21 protein-coding genes are annotated in these 22608 nt (G+C 42.3%); 3 read left to right on the top strand and 18 right to left on the bottom strand.

What is annotated here, in order from left to right; translation table 11 throughout:
* Positions 1 to 75: 75 nt before the first annotated feature.
* The 13 genes from HGO23_RS07465 to hutI all read right to left on the bottom strand — a co-directional run bounded on the left by HGO23_RS07465 (position 76) and on the right by hutI (position 13987).
* A complete protein-coding gene (locus tag HGO23_RS07465) occupies positions 76 to 594 on the bottom strand; it encodes a GNAT family N-acetyltransferase (protein ID WP_209028449.1) in 519 nt (172 codons plus the stop codon).
* Between the two features lie 112 nt (positions 595 to 706).
* Entirely contained in the window at positions 707 to 1183 is a 477-nt protein-coding gene (locus HGO23_RS07460) for a hypothetical protein (RefSeq protein WP_209028448.1), read from the bottom strand.
* 534 nt (positions 1184 to 1717) lie between these two features.
* Positions 1718 to 2005, bottom strand: a complete 288-nt coding sequence (locus tag HGO23_RS07455) for a YfcL family protein (protein ID WP_099136430.1) — start codon at positions 2003 to 2005, stop codon at positions 1718 to 1720.
* Between the two features lie 23 nt (positions 2006 to 2028).
* On the bottom strand, positions 2029 to 2580 hold the full coding sequence (locus HGO23_RS07450) for an elongation factor P hydroxylase (RefSeq protein WP_209028447.1): 552 nt from the start codon (positions 2578 to 2580) through the stop codon (positions 2029 to 2031).
* Positions 2581 to 2616: 36 nt separating this feature from the next.
* The gene (locus HGO23_RS07445; protein ID WP_209028446.1) at positions 2617 to 3417 is read right to left on the bottom strand and encodes a sulfite exporter TauE/SafE family protein; all 801 of its coding nucleotides are present in this window, start codon (positions 3415 to 3417) and stop codon (positions 2617 to 2619) included.
* 104 nt (positions 3418 to 3521) lie between these two features.
* Positions 3522 to 4607 carry a chorismate synthase gene (gene aroC, locus HGO23_RS07440; protein ID WP_209028445.1) on the bottom strand — a complete coding sequence of 362 codons (1086 nt, stop codon included), beginning with the start codon at positions 4605 to 4607 and terminating at the stop codon, positions 3522 to 3524.
* A 170-nt stretch (positions 4608 to 4777) separates the two neighbouring features.
* Positions 4778 to 5710: a 50S ribosomal protein L3 N(5)-glutamine methyltransferase gene (gene prmB / locus HGO23_RS07435; protein WP_209028444.1), complete on the bottom strand. Its 933-nt coding sequence runs from the start codon at positions 5708 to 5710 to the stop codon at positions 4778 to 4780.
* Between the two features lie 181 nt (positions 5711 to 5891).
* Entirely contained in the window at positions 5892 to 7262 is a 1371-nt protein-coding gene (locus HGO23_RS07430) for an amino acid permease (RefSeq protein WP_099136425.1), read from the bottom strand.
* Positions 7263 to 7341: 79 nt separating this feature from the next.
* Positions 7342 to 8901 carry a histidine ammonia-lyase gene (gene hutH, locus HGO23_RS07425; RefSeq protein ID WP_209028443.1) on the bottom strand — a complete coding sequence of 520 codons (1560 nt, stop codon included), beginning with the start codon at positions 8899 to 8901 and terminating at the stop codon, positions 7342 to 7344.
* A 14-nt stretch (positions 8902 to 8915) separates the two neighbouring features.
* On the bottom strand, positions 8916 to 10640 hold the full coding sequence (gene hutU, locus HGO23_RS07420) for a urocanate hydratase (protein WP_209028442.1): 1725 nt from the start codon (positions 10638 to 10640) through the stop codon (positions 8916 to 8918).
* A gap of 294 nt (positions 10641 to 10934) precedes the next feature.
* The gene (gene hutC, locus HGO23_RS07415) at positions 10935 to 11666 is read right to left on the bottom strand and encodes a histidine utilization transcriptional repressor HutC (RefSeq protein WP_416778029.1); all 732 of its coding nucleotides are present in this window, start codon (positions 11664 to 11666) and stop codon (positions 10935 to 10937) included.
* A 35-nt stretch (positions 11667 to 11701) separates the two neighbouring features.
* A complete protein-coding gene (hutG, locus tag HGO23_RS07410; protein ID WP_209028440.1) occupies positions 11702 to 12661 on the bottom strand; it encodes a formimidoylglutamase in 960 nt (319 codons plus the stop codon).
* A 60-nt stretch (positions 12662 to 12721) separates the two neighbouring features.
* Positions 12722 to 13987, bottom strand: a complete 1266-nt coding sequence (hutI, locus tag HGO23_RS07405; protein ID WP_209028439.1) for an imidazolonepropionase — start codon at positions 13985 to 13987, stop codon at positions 12722 to 12724.
* A 92-nt stretch (positions 13988 to 14079) separates the two neighbouring features.
* Here hutI and HGO23_RS07400 point away from each other — a divergent pair, with 92 nt between their 5' ends.
* Both HGO23_RS07400 and smrB read left to right on the top strand, forming a co-directional pair.
* Positions 14080 to 14718 (top strand): hypothetical protein, encoded by a 639-nt coding sequence (locus HGO23_RS07400; RefSeq protein WP_145956634.1) that lies wholly within the window; start codon positions 14080 to 14082, stop codon positions 14716 to 14718.
* A gap of 91 nt (positions 14719 to 14809) precedes the next feature.
* Entirely contained in the window at positions 14810 to 15352 is a 543-nt protein-coding gene (smrB, locus tag HGO23_RS07395) for an endonuclease SmrB (protein ID WP_099136419.1), read from the top strand.
* A gap of 37 nt (positions 15353 to 15389) precedes the next feature.
* On the opposite strand, the gene sixA is transcribed toward smrB, so the two are convergent.
* The 4 genes from sixA to HGO23_RS07375 all read right to left on the bottom strand — a co-directional run bounded on the left by sixA (position 15390) and on the right by HGO23_RS07375 (position 20085).
* Positions 15390 to 15887 (bottom strand): phosphohistidine phosphatase SixA, encoded by a 498-nt coding sequence (sixA, locus tag HGO23_RS07390; protein WP_209028438.1) that lies wholly within the window; start codon positions 15885 to 15887, stop codon positions 15390 to 15392.
* A 298-nt stretch (positions 15888 to 16185) separates the two neighbouring features.
* The gene (fadJ, locus tag HGO23_RS07385) at positions 16186 to 18354 is read right to left on the bottom strand and encodes a fatty acid oxidation complex subunit alpha FadJ (protein ID WP_209028437.1); all 2169 of its coding nucleotides are present in this window, start codon (positions 18352 to 18354) and stop codon (positions 16186 to 16188) included.
* A complete protein-coding gene (fadI, locus tag HGO23_RS07380; protein ID WP_209028436.1) occupies positions 18354 to 19664 on the bottom strand; it encodes an acetyl-CoA C-acyltransferase FadI in 1311 nt (436 codons plus the stop codon). The genes fadJ and fadI overlap by 1 nt, the downstream gene beginning before the upstream one ends.
* 298 nt (positions 19665 to 19962) lie before the next feature.
* Positions 19963 to 20085: a DUF406 family protein gene (locus HGO23_RS07375; RefSeq protein ID WP_145956633.1), complete on the bottom strand. Its 123-nt coding sequence runs from the start codon at positions 20083 to 20085 to the stop codon at positions 19963 to 19965.
* Positions 20086 to 20438: 353 nt separating this feature from the next.
* Here HGO23_RS07375 and fadL point away from each other — a divergent pair, with 353 nt between their 5' ends.
* Positions 20439 to 21761 (top strand): long-chain fatty acid transporter FadL, encoded by a 1323-nt coding sequence (gene fadL / locus HGO23_RS07370; RefSeq protein WP_209028435.1) that lies wholly within the window; start codon positions 20439 to 20441, stop codon positions 21759 to 21761.
* Between the two features lie 61 nt (positions 21762 to 21822).
* Here fadL and mlaA read toward each other — a convergent pair whose 3' ends face one another.
* On the bottom strand, positions 21823 to 22575 hold the full coding sequence (mlaA, locus tag HGO23_RS07365) for a phospholipid-binding lipoprotein MlaA (protein ID WP_209028434.1): 753 nt from the start codon (positions 22573 to 22575) through the stop codon (positions 21823 to 21825).
* Positions 22576 to 22608: the final 33 nt, after the last annotated feature.

Genomic DNA, 22608 nt, shown 5'->3' with positions numbered 1-22608 from the left:
CAGGCATAACAAAATTATGCCTGATGCTACTGAACCCACATTAATTAAAACGATTAAAATTCAATTGTAGCTTTCTCATGTAATCACTGAGCGTTTCATTGCACAACGCTGAACTGCCGAAAACCCATATTTAATTTCATCTTGTAAAATCTGTTCCAATACTTCACTCATCTGCTGAGGTTCTAAAATGGAAAATCCCAGTCGTTGATAAAAGGGAGCATTCCAACTGACATGACGGAAAGTCGTCAAGGTTACAGCCTGTAGTTTACGTTGTTTAGCAACCTGAATAACTGTTTCTATTAATGCTTTACCTATTCCCCTTCTCTGCCAATCTCCATGCACAGACAGTTCAAAGATATGCAGTCCATCACCCAAAGGTTTAGCCAGAATAAAGCCTATCGGATGCTCCTTATCTCTCAAAGCTACCCAGCTATTATCCTGAGCAATATATTCCAAATGTTGTTGTTCCATTTGTACATGACCATCAGCAATCCAGGCCAAATCAGGTATAAAACGAAACAACTGCGCAGCAGAATATTCAATTGCAGGTAATTGACTTATATCTGATGTTTGTGTACGACAAATAGTAAACATGACTTACCCTGACAACTTATTTATTTTATAGTCATATTAATAACATTGAAATAAATATTACACTAATAAATAAGAATTAAAAACATGTCAGTTCATTGACTCACAAAGCTATTCAAAGCATAAATTTCATTGCTGCGATAATAATACCAGAAAAACCAAACATCACTGTTACCATCCACTTAGTTTGAGCTGTTATTTTATCTGATACTTCCTTATATACAGATGACATTTCTTTATTTACAGATGTTATTTCATTATGAATCAGTGCCTTTACTGATTCAATATCAGCTTTTGTCGCATAGTTGGATTTTATAACTTCCAGATCTATTTTTAATTGTGAGACATCTGTTTTTAACAGTGAGACATCTTCTTTTAACTGTGAAACATCTGTTTTTAACAATGAAACATCTATCTTTAACTGAGAAACATCTATTTCCAGGTTTTCAAATCTTTTTTCCAATTGTGGGTTCATATTTTGTCTTCCCCTCCGTCTTGACGCACTAAAACTTATCGATTCAGGTAACAAAAACATCTTATCATCAGTATAAAATCCATATCCACTTCGCACAGAGCAACTTCCCAATCCCATAGTGTTATCTCCTGAAATATCCTTTTCAATTCTGAACTTTCACAGATAATTCATCCTATTTATTATGAATTACGTGCTCTATTTTTTATTTAATCGCATTTCTAAAATTAAATTTCCTCTCCAATTACTCTGGTAGAGTACCCATATCTTCCCTTTATTGAGGCAATCCAGAAATTATTGGATATACAACTAAAAAAACACCTAATTATTTACTAAACTGTAACCTAAACTTTACCATCATTAATTTTTTTAATCATCACGCGTTCTACTAATAACATAATTATTTTAATCTCCTCAAAAAGAACGGCGTCACACAAAATATGATTTAAAAACCCTCTAAGTAATTCTGCTAACCACATTATCTTAATCTATATACACTATAAAATGATCAATAAAGATTTACACTTTTCAGTTTATTATAGTTATTGCGAGCTATTGCGAATTTTTATGTAACCGAACATTGAGGTTTACTTTACCTGAACAAAAAATAAGGGCTGAAAAACAGCCCCAAGAAATAATTTCAGCATCAATAAATCACGCTTTCACACTGTCCAGAAGTTTTGCCAATAGCTTTTGCCAGGTCGTCAAAACTAAAACTTGATCCGGTGGCGTCAATTCTCCCGCCTTAATCGCTTTATGGACACTTTCTTCTACACGCAGGTGAAGCTGTTCAATAGTATTAGTGCCTTCTTGTTCCAATTCGGCAACAGCCAGCGTCAGATGCCCGCGGAGGTATCCACCAGCAAATAATTCGTCATCACTGGCATGTTCAACCATATCATCTATATATGCCAGAATGCGTGTTTCAAACTCTGCGAGCATTGTTTTTCCTCAAAAAATCAATATTAGTCAGCAAAAGGATCTTCCGGGTAAGGGAAATGTACTGCTTTTAGTGGAGGCGTATTGTAAAACGATTGCAGTGCATGAAGAAAGCGTGCTGCACGGATGGGTATTCCGTTTTCAAGATATGTCATGGCTTGCGCATGAACTTTCCGCTGAAAAGCAAAACGATCCGGCTCAAAATCGCCATCCAAATTATCGCAACTAATGTTGAAAGGAAAACCAGCAGCTACACAAAATAACCATTCTAATGCTTGTGGTTTAACTTCGACTTTCTCAAATTCCGCTTGAGTCTGAGCATCACGACCGTCAGGGCAATACCAGTAACCAAAATCAACCAATTTGCGACGTTCTTTACCCGCAATACACCAATGCGAAATTTCGTGCAATCCACTGGCGTAATAACCATGGGCAAACACAACCCGATTATAAACTACCTCTTCATCTGCGGGCAGATAAACCGGCTCATTATCACCTTTTATCAAACGGGTGTTATAATCATCGCTAAAGCAATTATCAAAAATTTCAATCAGTTGTTGATAGTGATGTCCAGCCATGTATTAATACAATATCCTAAAATTAATATCCTAAAATCAAAAATAAAATGCCAGCCAGGAACGGATGGTGTCGCCATGTTGATCATGGAGGAGTTTGATACTCATTAGAAAAGAGATAGTCACCAGCATTGGACGGATCAACTTTTGCCCTCTGCTCAATACCAAACCAGCGCCTAAACGAGCACCAATCATCTGACCAGCCAGCATGACAAAACCCAACAGCCATAGAACCTGCCCGCCAAGAATAAAGAAACCTAATGCACCGAGATTGGCTGCGCAGTTTAACACTTTTGCATGTGCTGTTGCCTTCGCCAGATTGTAACCACAGAGCGTTACGTAAGAGAGTGCCAGAAAAGAACCGGTTCCCGGCCCGAATACACCATCATAAAAACCTATCCCGCCTCCCGCAAAACAACCAAAGGCAATCGGCCCTAAACGATGCTGTCGATCTTCTGCACCAATATTAGGTACAAGCAGAAAGTAAAGGCCAATAATCATCACTAACATAGGCAGGGCGTAACGCAATAAATCTGGTGATACAAACTGAACCAGCAATGCCCCCGACATGCCACCTAACACTGTCATAACGATGGAAAATCGCTGAGGGCGTAGGTTCACTATACCACGACGGATAAAATACAGGCTGGCAGATAACGAGCCACCTACGGACTGAAGTTTTCCTGTCGCTAATGCCTGCACCGGAGAAACACCTGCTGATAGTAGAGCAGGAATAGTCAGTAATCCACCACCACCTGCTATAGAGTCGATAAAGCCCGCAACCAGGGCAACTAAAAAGAGAAAACCATAAACTTCCGGACCCAGTAATGACCATTCCATTATTTATTTCACCAGAAAATTAATTACCCGTTTCATCAGGATATCTTTTGGCATCGTTAGATGCTTAATCTCGGAAAATATACCCAGGAAAAGCTGTTACCGATTTACCAGCGCGGAAGTGAAGATGTTACATCTGCACACTGCGCTCTCTGACGCAGCAGATGATCCATCAGTACAATCGCCATCATGGCCTCTGCAATAGGAACCGCCCGAATACCAACACAAGGGTCGTGTCGACCGCGAGTCACCATTTCTACCTCTTCACCCTGACGATTAATGGTCTTACCCGATACCATAATGCTGGATGTCGGTTTCAGCGCGATGTGAGCGATAACTGGCTGGCTGCTACTGATCCCCCCCAGAATGCCGCCAGCATGGTTACTGGTAAAACCTTGTGAAGTGATTTCATCCCGATTTTCACTGCCACGTAAGTTAATAACATCAAAACCATCACCAATTTCAACCCCTTTCACGGCATTAATGCTCATCAGAGCATGGGCGATATCTGCATCCAAACGATCAAAAACCGGCTCTCCCAATCCTGCTGGTACATTCTCAGCAACTACCGTCACCTTAGCGCCAATGGAGTCCCCCTCTTTTTTCAGAGCGCGCAATAGCTCATTGAGTTGGGTTAGTTTACTTTCATCAGGGCAGAAAAACGGGTTCTGCTCAACGAGATCCCAATCTTTCAATTCACAATGAATATTTCCCATCTGGGTCAGACAAGCACGAATACGGATGCCATGCTTTTCAAACAAGTATTTTTTTGCAATCGCACCAGCGGCAACACGCATCGCAGTTTCACGGGCAGATGAACGTCCACCACCACGATAATCACGCAATCCATATTTCTGCTCATAGGTATAATCTGCATGACCGGGGCGAAAAACGTCTTTAATCGCACTGTAATCTTGTGAACGCTGATCGGTGTTTTCAATTAATAAGCCAATACTGGTTCCTGTTGTCACACCTTCAAAAACGCCAGAAAGAATTCGTACCTGATCAGGTTCACGGCGCTGTGTAGTGTAGCGAGAGGTTCCCGGACGACGTCTATCCAAATCGATTTGCAAATCGGCTTCTGTAATAGCAATGCCCGGCGGAACACCATCAACAATACACCCCAATGCAACCCCGTGAGATTCACCAAATGTCGTGATACGGAAAAACTGCCCAATACTGTTTCCTGCCATTCCTGTCCTGCCATTATCTCTTATGCGTTTATGTGTTAAAGATGTGTGTTAAAGATTTGATATTGACTAACAATAACCTAACCAATGGTTAAAGCCTAATTGATTTCATCAATTTAATTTAAATAAAATTGATGAAAAAACGCCTTAACCATCAGCACAATGACAAAATATTAGTCTTTAAATAGATGGAAATGTTCGTGATATTCGGTCAATTGTTTGCGTGTCAGCATAAAAACACCATCACCACCATGTTCGAACTCCAACCATGTGAATGGCACATCAGGATATTGTTCAATCAAATGAACCATGCTGTTACCCACTTCACATATCAACACACCTTCTTCTGTGAGGAAATCCAGTGCTGTGGCGAGAATGCAACGGGCCAGATCCAATCCATCACTTCCCGCTGCCAGCCCCAACTCTGGCTCACGGTGGAACTCATCCGGCAGATCATTCATGTCTTCCTCATCCACATAAGGCGGATTAGTCACAATCAGATCGTATTTCATCGGAGGCATATCATGGAATAAATTTGACTGAATCGGTATGACACGATGCAAAAGCCCATGATTTTCAATATTGTGCTCAGTAACGGCCAAAGCATCAGCAGAAATATCAACCGCATCAACTTCCGCTTCAGGGAAGGCATGAGCACAAGCAATTGCAATACAGCCACTTCCTGTGCACAAATCAAGAATGGTCGAAGGCTCCTGTGGGAGCAACCCGGCAAACTGATTGTTAATCAGCTCACTAATTGGCGAACGTGGCACCAAAACCCGCTCATCAACATAAAATTCATGCCCACAGAACCACGCCCGGTTAGTCAAATAAGCAACGGGAATACGCTCGTTGATACGGCGCAGAACACGTTCAACAATACGATGACGCTCTGTTGTTGTCAGGCGGGCTGTCATCATATTTTCTGGAATATCTAGAGGCAGGTACAGTGTTGGAAGAACCAATTGCAAAGCCTCATCCCACGGGTTATCCGTTCCATGACCATAATAGATGCTGGCTGCACTGAAACGGCTGGTTGTCCAACGCAGCATATCCTGAATGGTATGCAGCTCTGCGACGGCTTCATCTACAAAAATCTTATCCACAAATACCTCTAAACCACAAAAATGTCATTAGTGCGTTAGTTTGCCATGATCCATGCCACAAATCAGCAATCTGAATGTACGAATTATTTTAAGCTCAGAGACTCATGTAAGAGTAACAAAAACACAAAAACCACCCTGCATCAACAGGATGGTTTTTTATTAGCGTTACCCATTTTCTTTATCAGGCAGTTTTTTCACTCGATTTTTTTACCCATAAGAAATAACTGACAGTCAGTAGCACGATCCACACGATCCCCACAAACAGTGCAACGCGCGTATTGGGGAAATAACCCAGTACCATGATGATAAATGCCATAAATGCAATTGTCAGAGCTGGAGCTATTGGCCACAACGGAACCGGAAATTTAAGCTGTTTAGCCTCTTCCGCCGGCATTTTCCGGCGCATCATATATTGTGACAACAAAATCATCAGCCATACCCACACGGTGGCAAATGTTGCAATGGAAGCAATAATGACAAAGATTTGTTCAGGCAACAGATAGTTCAAAACGACACCGATTAGCAAAATTACTGACATTGCCAATACTGTGATCCACGGTACTCCATGTTGAGTCAGTTTGGTGAAAGAAGCAGGAGCCTGTTTTTCCTGCGCCATGCCATACATCATTCTCCCCGCGCCAAAAATATCACTGTTAATCGCTGAAATGGCAGCAGTAATAACAACAATATTCAGGATATTGGCTGCGGAGTTAATCCCCAGACTGGAGAAGATCTGGACAAACGGGCTGCCATTCTGACCAACTTGATTCCACGGATAAATACACATCAGCACGAACAAAGTAAGAATATAAAATAGCAAAATACGCAGCGGCACCGCATTAATTGCCCGTGGAATGGATTGTGCCGGATTTTTCGCTTCACTGGCGGTAATACCGATAACTTCAATACCACCGAATGCAAACATCACAACTGTAAATGAAGCAATCACTCCTGCAATACCATTCGGCATGAAACCACCATGTTCCCACAGGTTTGACAACCCGGTAACATGACCCGCTTCCTGACCAAATCCATACATCATAATCGCGAAACCACCGATAATCATGGCAACAATCGCTGCGACTTTAATGATGGAAAGCCAAAACTCCATTTCACCAAACACTTTGACATTACACAGATTTATCGCCCCGATGAAAAAGACGATACCGAGAACCCAGATCCATTGATCAACATGGGGAAACCAAAGTTTCATATAGAGGCCAAATGCGGTGACATCCGCCAGACAAACAACCAACATTTCAAATACATAAGTCCACCCGGTCAGAAACCCCGCCAATGGCCCCAGATAATGATTGGCATAATGGGAGAAAGAACCCGGCACGGGGTTATGGACAGCCATTTCCCCTAATGCACGCATAACCATAAAAACTGCCGCACCACCAATAGCGTATGCCAACAATACCGCAGGCCCTGCTGCTTGAATGGCTCCCGCAGAACCATAAAAAAGCCCAGTACCAATTGCCGACCCCAGTGCCATAAACCGAATATGACGAACACTTAACCCACGCTTGAGTTGTGAGATGTTTTGCATGATTTATCCTTATTTCTTTTATTATTAGATGTGAAAGATAAATACAACGATAAGGCCGGAAAATCGGCCTAAGAATAATTTAATTTATGTAGTTTTTCAGGGTATTGCTATTCGACAGGATCGTACCAGCCGGCAACAGTGCAGAAAGTTGTTGCTCTGCTAACAATTGAATAGCCGTTTCAATGTCTGGTGAGAAAAAACGATCTTTATCGTAATATGTTACTTTCTCACGCAGAATATGGCGGGCTTTTTCCAGAATCGGACTACTTTTTAGGCCTTCACGAAAATCCATCCCCTGACAAGCCGTCAACCATTCAATCGCCAGAATTCCCCTGACATTATCCGCCATTTCCCACAAGCGGCGACCTGCTGCCGGTGCCATTGACACATGATCTTCCTGATTCGCTGAGGTCGGCAGGCTATCAACACTGGAAGGATGTGCCAGTGCTTTATTTTCACTTGCCAAAGCAGCCGCGGTTACCTGAGCAATCATGAAACCGGAATTAACTCCGCTGTTTTTGACCAGAAATGGTGGCAACTGAGACATATTACTATCCATCAGCAGAGCAATCCTGCGTTCTGATAACGCGCCGATTTCCGCCAGTGCGATAGCCAGATTATCCGATGCCATTGCGACAGGTTCTGCATGGAAGTTACCACCAGAAATCACTTCATCCTGTTCAGTAAAGACCAGTGGGTTATCAGAAACTGCATTAGCCTCAACCATAATGACATCAGCAGCATGGCGAATTTGGGCCAGACAAGCTCCCATTACCTGTGGCTGACAGCGTAACGAATAAGGATCCTGCACTTTCGGGCAGTTTTCGTGGAAGGCAGAAATGTCACTTTGTTCTTCCAGTACGATACGGTATAAAGCTGCAACATCAATTTGCCCTTGCTGCCCACGCACTTCATGAATACGCGCATCAAATGGTTTACGGGACCCCAATGCCGCTTCAACAGACAGGGCACCACAAACAATGGCAGATGCAAGTAACTCTTCCGCCGCAAAAAGCCCTTTCAGAGCAAATGCAGTTGAGGTTTGTGTACCGTTAAGTAGTGCCAGCCCCTCTTTTGCCACCAGTCGAATTGGCTTCAGTCCCGCTTTTGCCAAGGCTTCTTTTGCCGGCAACCATCCACCAAGATAACGGGCTTTGCCCTCTCCCAACAATAACAGACTCATATGCGCCAGTGGAGCCAAATCACCAGAAGCCCCAACCGAGCCTTTACTTGGAATGCAAGGGTAAACTTCGGCATTTACCAATGTTACCAATGCCTGAATAACTTCCAAACGAATACCGGAATAACCACGAGCCAGACTGTTGATTTTCAAGACCATAATCAACCGGACGATTTCATCCGATAAAGGCTCACCAACACCTGCTGCATGTGACATTACGATAGAGCGTTGCAACTCTTCTAAATCCCGCTCTGCAATTCGGGTATTTGCCAGCAAGCCGAAACCGGTATTAATTCCGTAAGCGGTTCTGTTTTCGCTGATAATGCGGTTAACACATTCAACACTGCTCTCAATCGCCGGGAAGCATTGTGCATCCAAAGTTATTTGTACGGAATGCTGATAAACATGGCGTAACTCTTCAAGCGTCATTTTTCCCGGATGAATAATGATGTTTTTCATATTAATAACGTTCCTTATTTCGTTTCTGCCGCTTTTGTATTTACTGATGAGTTTTCTACTGCTCGCGTATTCAGCATGGGTAAGTTCAATCCCTGCTCTTTTGCACATTGAACCGCCAGTTCATAACCCGCATCAGCATGACGCATAACACCCGTCGCCGGATCGTTGTGCAGTACCCGGGCAATACGTTCTGCTGCTTCATCCGAACCATCACAAACAATGACCATGCCTGAGTGTTGAGAAAATCCCATGCCCACACCACCACCATGGTGCAAAGATACCCATGTTGCACCACTGGCTGTATTTAATAGCGCATTGAGTAATGGCCAGTCGGAAACCGCATCAGACCCATCTTTCATTGATTCCGTTTCACGGTTGGGGCTTGCCACTGAACCTGAATCCAGATGATCACGCCCAATCACGATTGGCGCTGAAAGTTCGCCACTACGTACCATTTCATTAAATGCCAAACCCAATTTAGCCCGATCTCCCAGACCAACCCAACAAATACGTGCAGGCAAGCCCTGGAAGCTGATACGTTCCCGTGCCATATCCAGCCAACGATGCAAGTGGGTGTCATCTGGCAACAGCTCTTTTACTTTGGCATCGGTTTTGTAAATATCTTCAGGATCACCGGAAAGAGCAGCCCAACGGAAAGGCCCAATCCCGCGGCAAAAGAGTGGGCGAATATAGGCAGGCACAAAACCCGGGAAATCAAAAGCATGTTCAACACCCATTTCTTTTGCCATTTGACGGATATTATTACCGTAATCAAAAGTAGGAATACCCTGTTTCTGGAAAGTCAGCATCGCTTCAACATGTACTGCCATTGAGGCTTTCGCAGCCTGAATCACCACTTCTGGCTCTGTTTCAGCACGGCGGCAATACTCTTCCCATGTCCAACCCACTGGCAGATAACCATGTAATGGATCATGGGCACTGGTTTGGTCTGTTACCATATCAGGACGAACACCACGGCGAACTAACTCCGGCAAAATTTCTGCTGCATTACCGCACAGTGCTACCGATACCGCCTTACCTTCCTCGGTGTACCGCTTAATACGTGCCAGTGCATCATCCAGATCAGTTGCTTGTTCATCTACATACCTAGTACGCAGACGAAAATCAATACGGCTTTGCTGACATTCAATATTGAGTGATGAAGCCCCCGCCAATGTTGCTGCCAGAGGTTGTGCACCACCCATGCCACCTAAACCGGCAGTCAATACCCAACGACCTGTCAGATCACCGTTATAATGCTGGCGTCCCGCTTCAACAAATGTCTCATAAGTGCCTTGTACAATTCCTTGACTACCGATGTATATCCAACTACCGGCAGTCATCTGACCATACATTGCTAACCCTTTGGCATCCAGTTCATTAAAGTGTTCCCACGTTGCCCAATGTGGAACCAAATTTGAGTTTGCAATCAATACACGAGGCGCATTCTCATGGGTTTTGAAAACTCCGACAGGCTTACCTGATTGCACCAGTAATGTTTCGTTATTCTCCAGATCTTTCAGAGTTTCAACGATTTTTTCATAACTTTGCCAATTTCTGGCTGCACGACCAATTCCACCATAAACGACCAGTTCATGGGGATTTTCTGCTACGTCAGGGTCAAGATTATTCATCAACATACGGAGCGGTGCTTCCGTCAACCAACTTTTTGCTGTGAGTTGCTTTCCTCTGGGAGCACGAATGACCGCGTTACTGAATTTATTATTTTGCGTTGTCACGGTTTTTTCCTTTTTCGCCTTTATGAAAATTTATTAATTGTATAGTTGTATATACATGTATATTCAATAGGCAAAAATGTGACGAAGATAAAGTCAATAATTTTGTGTGTTTTCTTTTGTTAGGAAGATCAATAAGATGATAATGATTTATTTTCAGGCTGGCAGAAGCGTATTTTTGCTGGTTTTGTGTTTTATATCACATATTATTTACATTGTTGTCACAATATACTCTTTCCTCTCTCCTCTATGCGTAAAGCAAAGAGGAGATGTCTCAACCAAATCATAAGCTCCGAATCATGAACTAAAACGCCCTTTCAATTTATAACGGTTGCCGGGAAATAATAATTTAGCACTGGAAACAATATGCTCTTTCGACCAGGTTCGTCGGCTGATCAACAAGCAAGGAGTATTTTCTTCTATTTGCAGCAAACGGCAAGAGCGGGCATCACCTGCAACCGCTTCTACAATGTGCTCTCCTTCCGTAAGAGGAGCCACTATCGATAAATAATCATGAGCAGTTTGCTGACTGAAATCCTGCCGCAGATATTCTGGCACCGCCAACGCATTGACATAACGATCTTCAATTTGTACAGGAATGTCGTTTTCATAATGAACAATAATTGAATGATAAATAAATGTGCCAATCTCGATTGCCAACTCTGCGGCCTGAGTCATATTAGCCGTCACTTCTGCAAGCTTCAGTACTTTGCAACTATGCCGATGGGAGCGAGCCTCAATCTCATCAGCAATACTGTGTATTTCAAACAGGGCAGATTGTCCTTTAGGCTCTGCAACAAATGAACCTACCCCTTGCAGACGGAACAGAAATCCTTCTGCTGTCAGCTCCCGCAATGCCCTGTTTGCTGTCATGCGACTACAGTTAAATTGCTTAACTAGTTCAGATTCTGAAGGAACCCTATCATGCGGCTTCCACTCCCCTGTATAGATTTTTTCAACAATTGCTTGTTTAACTTTTGCATACAGAGGCACAGGCTTAGCCGCTTTATCTGATAAATCAATGGTCACAATAAATTCCTTCTTACTCCTATTTATTTCACGAATTATCCATTCCACCAATGCACTAATTGCCATGCAAGACGAGCCGCTGCTTTACCGCCCATACCCTGAATATCATACAGCGGATTAAGTTCAACTAAATCAATAGCCTGTAATTTTTTACTCTGACAAATGGGTTGAATCAATGATAATAAGCGTTCTAGCGGAACGCCCAACGCAGCCGGAGCCGATACTGATGGCATTTGCCAGATTGGCAACACATCCAAATCAATAGTCATGTAAATGATTTCAACCTGATTAATGATATCTTGTATCTGTTTCTGTACTTTATCCAACATAGAGTCAATACATTGAGTATCCCAAATAATTGTGACATCAAGGTGATTAGCTTCGTCTAATAAAGCCTGCGTATTCGAGGCCAGACTGGCACCTACACAAGTGTAATTGAATGGACGTTGTTGCTGATGACAATAATCAGCAAGCTGACGAAATGGGGTTCCCGATGTGGGTTGTGGCGCATTCCGCAGATCCAGATGCGCATCAAAGTTAATAATCCCTACCCGTTGAGTTGGAAACGCACGATAAATGCCCATGCCATGAGCAAATGCCGTTTCATGTCCGCCTCCAAAAATTAACGTCCGCATTTTCTGATTCTGACACTCATAAACAGCATCACTCAGGGCATTCTGGGCCTCACTTAATTGTCCACTATTAGCCCGGATATTACCCAAATCCACCAGCCATTCATGCCCATCATGACTCGCCATATTTGCCAATGACTGGCGCAGATATTCAGGCCCTAATTTAGCTCCCGGTCGCCCTTGGTTAAGTTTTACTCCTTCATCACATTCAAATCCCAACAATGCAATATGGTTCGGAAATTGTTCTGGAGAGAAACTGGTGGGCTGTTTTATCGTCTGGAATACTCGTAATGCATTGTTTGCTTCTGCAAGATCATTCCGTCCTTGCCAAATGTTTTCTGATGTCGGATGCCATAATTTCATGTTATATCCCTCACTATTTATTGTTCTCTAAATAATGTGTTGTTTTCCAAGCGATACTACTTATGAATTACGATGTATAGGGCTATGTGTGATTGCTCCGCGATAAACACGGTAAACCAATGGGTTATGTCCAAGTTCGTATAATATATCAACGGGGTCCCGGGCATCCCAGACAATAAAATCAGCTACATAACCTGCTGATAACTGGCCGTGGCTATCTGCCCGCCCTAATGCACGTGCCGCATGGATAGTCACTCCCTGCCATGCCTCTTCTGGTGTTAAACCAAACTGGACACAGGCCATATTCATCATCATACGCAAAGATGTAAAAGGGCTGGTTCCCGGATTAAAATCCGTCGAAATGGCCATCGGTACACGATATTGACGCAATAAGGCAATAGGAGGACGTTTAGTCTCTCTCAGGAAATAAAATGCTCCCGGCAATAACACGGCGACAGTCCCACTGCGACTGATCGCTTCAACTCCTTTTTCATCCAGATATTCAATATGATCAACGGATAATCCTTGATAATCCGCCACCAATTCAGATCCGCCTAAATTAGAAAGCTGCTCCACATGGCCCTTGATGGGAATATTGAGTTTTTTGGCTGCGTCAAAGACCCGTTTAGTTTGCTGGAGACTAAATCCAACGGTTTCACAAAAAACATCAACAGATTCAAATAACTGCTTTTGCCAAAGGGCAGGAAGAATGGTATTGCAAACTAAATCGACATAAGCATCAGGATTATGTTTATATTCAGAAGGAACTGCATGAGCTGAGAGTAAAGTCGGACTGATTTCAACGGAGTTCTTTTGTTTTAGTGTTTGCATAACTTGCAGTTGTTTTTCTTCATTTTTTAGATCCAATCCATAACCCGATTTCATCTCAATTGTCGTTACACCTTCAGATATCAAAGCATTAAGTCGCTTTTGAGCGGCAATTTCCAATTGTTGGGCTGAACTTTGCCTGGTTGCATTGACTGTAGCATTAATTCCACCGCCTTTAGCACTGATTTTTTCATAAGAAACGCCATTCAAACGCTGTTCCCATTCCGATGCCCGATTGCCACCAAAAACCAAGTGAGTATGACAATCTATCAGGCCGGGGGTGATTAATCGCTGCTCCGCATCAATCACCTTACAACAATTAGCTGGCACACTTTCTGTTGGTAAAATCGCCAGAATTTTTTCATCCCGGATGATCAAATCATGTCGTTCCAGCATGCCGTAATTGTGTTTTCCATCTATGTTGTTGATTGTAGGGTTCATTGTGGCAAGTCTAGCATTGCGCCAAATAATATCACTATCTTTAAGTCCAATTGACATTAGTTTCTCTCCGTTACTTTTTTCTTGTCAATGTCAACCTGTTGTTGTATATACATATATTTTATAACCAAAAAAATTTGTCAATCCATTTTATGAATAAAGGTGCAATTGTGAATTTTTTAGATGAGATTCGTAATGATAAAAATATATTAGATTTTATTAAATCACCTAAAACAGCCTGTTTCAGATGTGCCGATTACGTCAGTGAATATCTTCATAGAATGCATATACCACATCAGGCGATTGGCGTATTCATCTGGCGTGGCGTAGACGATAGCTGCCCTACAACTCACCTTGTTATTGAAGCTTACCATCAAAGCCAGAGAATTATTATTGATCCTACTATCATACAGTTCAAAAATACTGAATGGTCCTCCAAACCAATAGAACCCTTTTTTGGCGAAAGGAAAGAATGGCAATACTATTTAAAAAATATTTTTTTAAATAAGCTCATTATCTTAAAAAAATACCCCTCAAGTAATTTAGCTAAAAATTTTATGGATAATTTTCTTTTCGCCCTGCCTTCTGATTTCAAAAACGATATTCTTATTAATAAACCAATGTGGTATGAAAGATTAACCCAGAATCCTGCTCTCTGGGAGAAGCACGATCAAAATACGATCAATAGTTTTTTCCCCAGAGCCAGAGAAAAGAAACCTTTTCCACAAACTCTTCAAAAAAGACTAAAACACTGGCAAGCCATATTGAAGAAAAAAACAAATAACCATTAAATATACATGGTTATATTATGTAATAGCATTTAAGCAAAATGACAGAAAATCAGGTACACTGACCAAAAGTTGTTAATAAAATTAGTATGTAATGAAGAAGAAAATAACATTAAATGAAGAAGACATCAGTCTATTTAGAACGTCTGTTGCGGGAACCCGTCGTATTGCTCAAGATAAAGTCTTACACTCCCCCAGAAGAAAAAAAATCAGCCAGATTGCTCCTGAACGTCTAATGCAAGAGCAGGTTGATGCTAGTTACTATTTTTCTGATGAATTCCAACCCAATCTCGATATGGAAGGCCCGACCCGCTATGTACGTGAAGGTGCCAATCATTATGAACTGAAGAAGTTACGTCGAGGAGACTATCCCCCTGAGCTTTTTCTGGATTTACATGGATTAACCCAGTTGCAGGCTAAACAGGAAATTGGAGCCTTGATAGCCGCCTGCCGCCGTGAAACAGTCTATTGTGCCTGTATTATGCATGGTCACGGTAAGCATATTCTTAAGCAACAAACACCATTATGGCTCGCTCAACATCCCGATATTATTGCTTTTCATCAAGCTCCCAAAGAGTGGGGAGGAAACGCTGCACTGCTCATTTTGGTAGAACAGGATGAGTTTATACAGCGTTAAATGTGAATTCTCCTTTGATTAACTAGGATTTTGTCACTTATTGTTTATCACTAATATTGCTTGTCACTAAGTGTGCTGGAGAGGTTTGCCATAATAGGCGGCCTTTCTCTGTCTGGTGATCCAACTCTACACAAGCAATACCGGATGTTGTAAACATAGGCGGAGTTTGTGCAGGACAAAGCTCAGACACTAAATAACCAACCAAAGGTAAATGGGAAACTAACAATACTGCTTTTTTCCCGTGCATTGCCAAAACTTGTAAGTAGCTCGCTACCAGTGCCGCGTCACCCGATGGTGTTAACTCCTTTAACACCTCCTCACTATCAGGCAATGTCAGGTTTTCACGAACTACTTTCAGAGTCTGCCCTGCCCGGATATAGGGACTGACTAAGACACAATCGATATCAGGCAACTGTTGAGCAAGCCAAAGGGCCATTTTCTGTGACTCCTGACAACCACGTGGCGTTAATTCTCGCATTGCATCGCTGATTGAATCAAAAGCCGCATCACCGTGACGCATAATAAAAACGAACATAATTCACCGTTGAGTTAAATTTTAGATTACATCGCTTTTAGGTAATTAATTATGAAAAAAATCATATTATTGACTACAACATCTAAACAGAAGGAAATCAATTAGAATTGATAGGCATTCTGCCTCAAAATAGAAACAAATAAAATCACTAATGACGAATTATATATGTCTTGTTTGGTTGTTATTATTTCATTTACCCAACAAGTAAAAATATTATAATAATAAGAAATTATTTGGCATAAAAAATCGGCTCTTGAGTTAAAAGAGCCGATATAATTGATTCCACAAAAACTATAAATTATTCATAAAATTTTTTATTCTGTTCAGCCATCTGAACCAGACGTTCACAAGGCGCAAATCTTTCTCCATATTGTTGCTCCAGGCGACGTAAAATTTCCACAACTTTATTACTACCTAGTTTATCCATATAACGGAATGGCCCTCCCAGAAATGGCGGAAAGCCAATACCAAACACTGCACCAATATCACCATCACGAGGACTTCGGATGATACCTTCATCCAAACAACGAACAGCTTCATTTAACATCGGCATTAAACAACGCTGAGCAACGTCTGATGGAGACATCTTAGCATTAGGCTTAATTTTCAACAAAGAATAGATAGAAGAGTCAACCTCTTTACTGCTTTTTCTAAATGACCAAAATCTACTCTTTTTGACCTCGTAGGAATAAAAACCACGACCATTTTTCTTGCCTTTACGATTGTCATTCAATACTGCATCCAGAATTGCCGATGGAGTAAATCGGCTACCTAATTGCTCTATCAGGACAGGAATTATTTTTGTTCCAACATCAATACCGACCTCATCCAGCAAATTGATTGGCCCAATCGGGAAACCGAAATCAACTAACGCCTTATCGATATGGTTAACAGGTTCACCTTCTACCAAACAATAACCAGCTTCATTGATATAAGGGGACAAAATTCGGTTAACATAGAACCCTGCTTTATCACCAACGACAATCGCTGTTTTACCCTGTTTTTTCGCCAGCGCTACCGCCGTTGCAATTGTTTTTTCACTGGTTCCTGCATGTGGGATCACTTCCACCAATGGCATTTTATCAACTGGACTGAAATAGTGGAGACCGATAACATGCTCTGGGCGTTTAGCAACCGCTGCAATTTGGTGAATTGGCAATGAAGAGGTGTTGGAGGCGAAAATAGTTTCCGGTTTTGTGTGTGCCTCAATTTCTGAGACCATTTTACGTTTCAGTACCAGATCTTCAAACACGGCTTCTACCACAATGTCAACTTGTTTAAAGCCACTATAATCAGTTGAGCCGGAAATCAGAGACATCTGACGGGAACGCTCCGACGGTTTCAGACGTCGTTGTTTGACTCGTTTAGAAAGCAGATCCCATGTATATTTAAGCGCCTGATTGATACCTTTTTCATTAATATCTTTGATGCGGACAGGTAAATTACCGCGAGTTACAGTAACGTTGGCAATTCCGCCCCCCATCAAACCACCACCCAAAATCCCCACGTGCTTGATCTTAACTGACTGTTCTGAAGAACCCGTTTCGTTTTTTAATGAGGTGGCGGCGAAAAACAGGCTGCGCAATGCTTCCGATTCTGACGACATAGCCAGTTCACCAAATGCTTTGGCTTCCGCCTGAAAACCCGTCTTTTGCCCTTTTTCCAGTCCGGTACGAACGACATCAATAATCCGCTCTGGTGCCGGATAATGGCCGTGAGTTTTGGCCCGTGTTTTTTGTTGAACCATCCGAAACAACAGTGGCCTGCCCAAGGCACTTGCCAACAGACGCTGTGACCATGCTAACGGCTTACGCTTAATTATTCCTTTTTTGACATATTGAACAGCGACATTCAGCAAAATATCCAAAGGAACCGCATCATCTACAACACCCAGACGTTTTGCCTGATTTGCCTTAAGTTGGCGGCCTGTCAGCATCATATCCAAAGCAGAACTGACACCTATCAGACGAGGTAATCGCTGAGTTCCCCCCGAACCGGGTAATAACCCGAGCTGCACTTCCGGTAAACCAAGGCGCGTCTTATCATCCAGAGAACAAACACGCGCATGGCAGGCTAATGCTAACTCCAGACCGCCGCCTAGGCATGCACCATGAATGGCGGCAACAATCGGTAAAGAATAATTAGCAATCCGGGCAAACAATTCTTGACCTTTTTCAGCCAATTTCGTTGCTTCTTGTTGGGTTTGGCAGCCTGCGATCATAGTGATATCTGCACCAGCGATAAATGTATCGGGTTTGCCGGACACAATTACCAAACCTTTTAAGCCGGAAACTTGTTGTGCCTTCTCAAAAACTGTCAAAAATTGTTCAACAAACTCTGCTTTCAGTGTGTTGACCTTCTCACCCGGGACATCAATCGTAATAACGCCAATCTTGTCATCTCTGACAGAAAAACTGAATACCGATTGAATCTCTGACATGATTATTTCTTTTTCAGCCTGAGCCATTATTCTACCTCCAATACCATCGCTGCACCCAATCCACCGGCAGCACAAGCTGTTGTCAATCCAAGCCCACCACCACGACGGCGCAACTCATTCAGTGTCTGAGTCACCATTCTGGCTCCAGTCGCAGCAAACGGATGACCATAAGCAATTGAACCGCCTAATACATTGAATTTATCCATATCCACTTCACCCATTGCCTGAGAGCGCCCTAATTTCTCGCGGGCAAACTTTTCACTGGCAAACATTTTTAAATTCGTGAGGGTTTGGGCAGCAAATGCTTCGTGCATATCTATGAGCGAAAGTTCATTCAAAGTAATACCAGCTCTGTCCAACGCCAACGGAGTCGCATAAGACGGCCCCAATAGCATATCCTGCCAAACATCAATTGCTGAGAAGGCATAACTGCGTAAATAACCTAACGGAGTCATGCCAAGCTCTTTAGCCGCAGATTCACTCATCAAAACAATCGCTGCCGCACCATCCGTCAGCGGTGTACTATTGGCGGCAGTTACTGAACCATGTTTGCGGTCAAAGGCAGGGCGTAATTTAGAGTAAGAGGTGAGTTCTGAATTTTTACGGATATTATTATCTTCCAGCAAAGATTCATGGTATGGCGGGAAATGTGCAGAGATCACTTCATCACGCAATAATCCCTGCTCCCAGGCTTTAGCAGCTAATACATGAGAACGGTGAGCCAATTCGTCCTGCTCTTTACGACTGATATGATAGGTTTTCGCCATTTGCTCAGCCGTATCTCCCATTCTTAACCCCGTTGAATATTCAGAAACAGCGGGGGATACTGGCAGTAAATCTTTTAACCTCAATTTACTAAGTAATTTAAGGCGTTGCGACAGGCTTTTAGCTTTGTTCATATCAACCAGCGTACGAGCCAATGATTTGGTTACCCCGATTGGCAAGACTGAAGAAGAATCAGCACCACCCGCGATCCCCACATTCACTGCCCCAGCCATAATGCTTTCTGCTACATTCGCTATTGCCTGAAAGCTGGTCGCACAGGCCCGGGAAACACTATACGCATCTGTACTGACACTTAAACCGGCACCTAATACGATTTCCCTCGCAATATTTGGTGCTTCCGGCATTTGAACAACTTGCCCAAAAACTAATTGGTCGATCTTCTCTGGTGGCAGCCCACTTCTGATGACCAACTCACTAACAACAGCTTTTCCTAAATCAACAGCCGGAATACCGTGGTAGTTAGTCGCCTGTTTCGCAAAAGGAAGGCGCAATCCACTGACAATAGCCACTCGTTCCTTTTGTTGTGCCACTTTTGTTGAAGAACGACTCATAGCAACTCCTGAAGTAATCATTAACTAAATCAATTTATTAAAAATATTTACTCACCTCATAAGAGGTCAGACCTGATGGAGCATTGTTAACGCAATGTTGAAGAATAGCAAACAGGAATAAACTAAAATTGCGAGCAAGCGCAACTTTAATATATTTATAATCTACACAACTTGAACAAATAGTATGTAAGAAAAAGATAAAGAAATAATCATTGATTACCACAGATAAGAGTCAGTTTTTCTACTACCTTAAACTACAGTGGAAAACAGTTGCCAAAAACTTTGACTCAAGATAAAACTAACGCAATCCTAACTGGAATATCATTACTTCTGCCTGACAACTAAACGTAAGATCCACTGTCAGTTGCCAGCAACAGGCGGCAGTTTCTTCTGCATAACAACGTTTAATTGCATCAGTCATTTTATTTCTCCGACTATGAAAATCTGCGACTGATTTTACGTTATCTTTCCCTTTGCTAACCAGTAATTACATTGTTTAATATCATTTATCTTACTATTTATTGATCTCAGCACACTAAAGGCTTTTTATTTACAATTTATCAATCTGAGTTGTCTCTTTTTTGTTAAGCAAGTCCCATTTCTGTAATCAATTTCATCATATTTTAAAAACATTCTTGCAACACATTATGAGGTCGGGCCTATACTTCCCGCACTGGTCTGATTTGTCATTATGATAAACTGACTCTACAATTCCGCGCTCTCAGCTACATTGAGTAGCATGTTAAATAATAATTAAACAATGAGGTTTTGGTTATGAACCAGAAAAACCTATTTACACGTTCAGCATTAGCAGTGGCGGTTGCAATTATTTCATCTAACGCTAGTGCTGCTGGTTTTCAATTAAATGAATATTCATCATCAGGACTAGGCCGGGCATTTTCTGGAGCAGGTGTCGTTGCAGAAGATGCTTCTGAAGGTAGCCGCAACCCTGCCGCCATGACCCTATTTGATCGTCCATCATTTTCTGGCGGCATTATTTATGTCAAACCAAGCGTTGATATCACAGGCCAGTCCCCACTTAAACACAGCACTGATGCGAAAAATATTGCACCAAATGCTCCGATACCAAACCTGCATTTTATTACACCAATCACTGAGCAATGGTTTGTTGGCGCGTCAGCCACAAGTAACTTTGGCTTAGCCACAAATTTCAGCAATAATTATACTGCGGGTTCGCTTGGTGGGAAGACCTCACTCAAGACTGTAAACTTTAATCTGGGCAGTGCATATAAGCTGAATGATCAGTTCAGTTTTGGTTTAGGTGTGAATGCAGTTTATGCTGATGCTGAAATTATTCGCCATATGGGTGAATTAGGGCCTGCATCAACACTTAAATATAAAAAACTTAATATTAACATCCCAGCAACCGCAGAAGCAGCTCGTCTGGAAGGCAAAGATTGGGGTTATGGCTGGAATGCGGGTCTTCTGTACCAGTTTGATGAAAACAATCGTTATAGTTTGACTTATCGTTCGAAAGTCAAAGTGAAGTTTAAAAACGGTGATTACAGCAACGACAAACCAGTACTACTACCAGGTGGGTTAGGTGGAAATACAGTTAAAGGAACGTTAGATCTGAACCTGCCTGATATGTGGGAAATCTCCGGTTACAACCGTGTAGCACCTCAATGGGCAATCCACTATAGCTTCCTCTACACTGGCTGGAACGAATTTAAAGAATTGAGGGGTAAACCTAAAAACGGTAAGGGCGAAGATCTATTCGAAAAACACGAAGGATTCCGTAATGCCTACCGTATTTCACTAGGAACAACTTATTATCATGACGATAACTGGACTTTCCGTACCGGTATCGCTTTCGATGAAAGCCCTGTACCAGCTCAGAATCGTTCTATCTCTATCCCAGACCAAAATCGCTTCTGGCTAAGTGCGGGAACCACTTACGCATTTAATAAAGATGCCTCTGTAGATGTTGGTGTTTCCTACATGCGCGGTAAAAAAGTCCATGTGAGTGAAAAATTACCAAAAGAAGCTCAACAAGGACCTTTCAGTGCACCATATGAATTCGATTCAAAAGGAACTGCATGGCTGTTCGGTGTAGGCCTTAACTACACATTCTAATCATCTTCCATGATCTAAAAAAGGATAGCCTGAGCTATCCTTTTTTAATCTCTCTATAAAATTAGTCGATAGAATCCAGCTCATCCTGAATAGCAGCAGCATTCGGATTTTTTTCTGGTATCAGCTTACCGCCATTAGCCAAAAAGTCATGACGTTGGAAATAAGCCTCGCGCATCATTAGATACGGATCAGAAGAGTTTTTCATCAAGCCATCTGAATCCAATAAACGCGCCCTGGTTTCAATACCTTGAAATACCCATTTCCCTACAGACATCCAAGGCGTGAGATAGCTTAAAACAGGGTAAGTCATATCTGCTAAATTACCCCCTTCGTCACGTGCAGTAAAATTGCCATAACCCGGTAAAACCATATAAGGACCATAAACAACATTATAGTACCCCAGCGTACTACCAAAACGCATTGGATCCTGTTTTGCCAGTTTAGGGTTCGCCATCGAAGCAACATCAATAAGCCCCCCCATGCCCAGAATAGTATTCAAAAAGAACCGATTAAAGTGCTTCGCACCTTCGTTGATATCACCACGCAGAAAGCTATTAACCATACTGGCCGGCTCTTCAAGATTACTCATGAAATTACCAACACCGTTTCGTGCAGGCATTGGCACATAATCACGCCAAGCTACCGCGACAGGCCGTAATATATAAGGATCGAGAACATTATAGTTAAAGTTGAACATGGTGCGGTTGAACCCTTCCAGCGGATCAGAGCGCCCCTGTTCATTCGTATTCGATGAACTCGCACATCCCACCAGTAATACAGCAGTAAGAGCAACCCCGCTCAGACGATACTTCATATTGTTCTCCACATGATTACTTTTTGCCATTGT

Source organism: Xenorhabdus budapestensis (assembly GCF_017743015.1).
Classification (GTDB): domain Bacteria; phylum Pseudomonadota; class Gammaproteobacteria; order Enterobacterales; family Enterobacteriaceae; genus Xenorhabdus; species Xenorhabdus budapestensis.
Note: the sequence above shows the minus strand (reverse complement) of the source record. Positions and strands in the feature narration are given on the sequence as shown.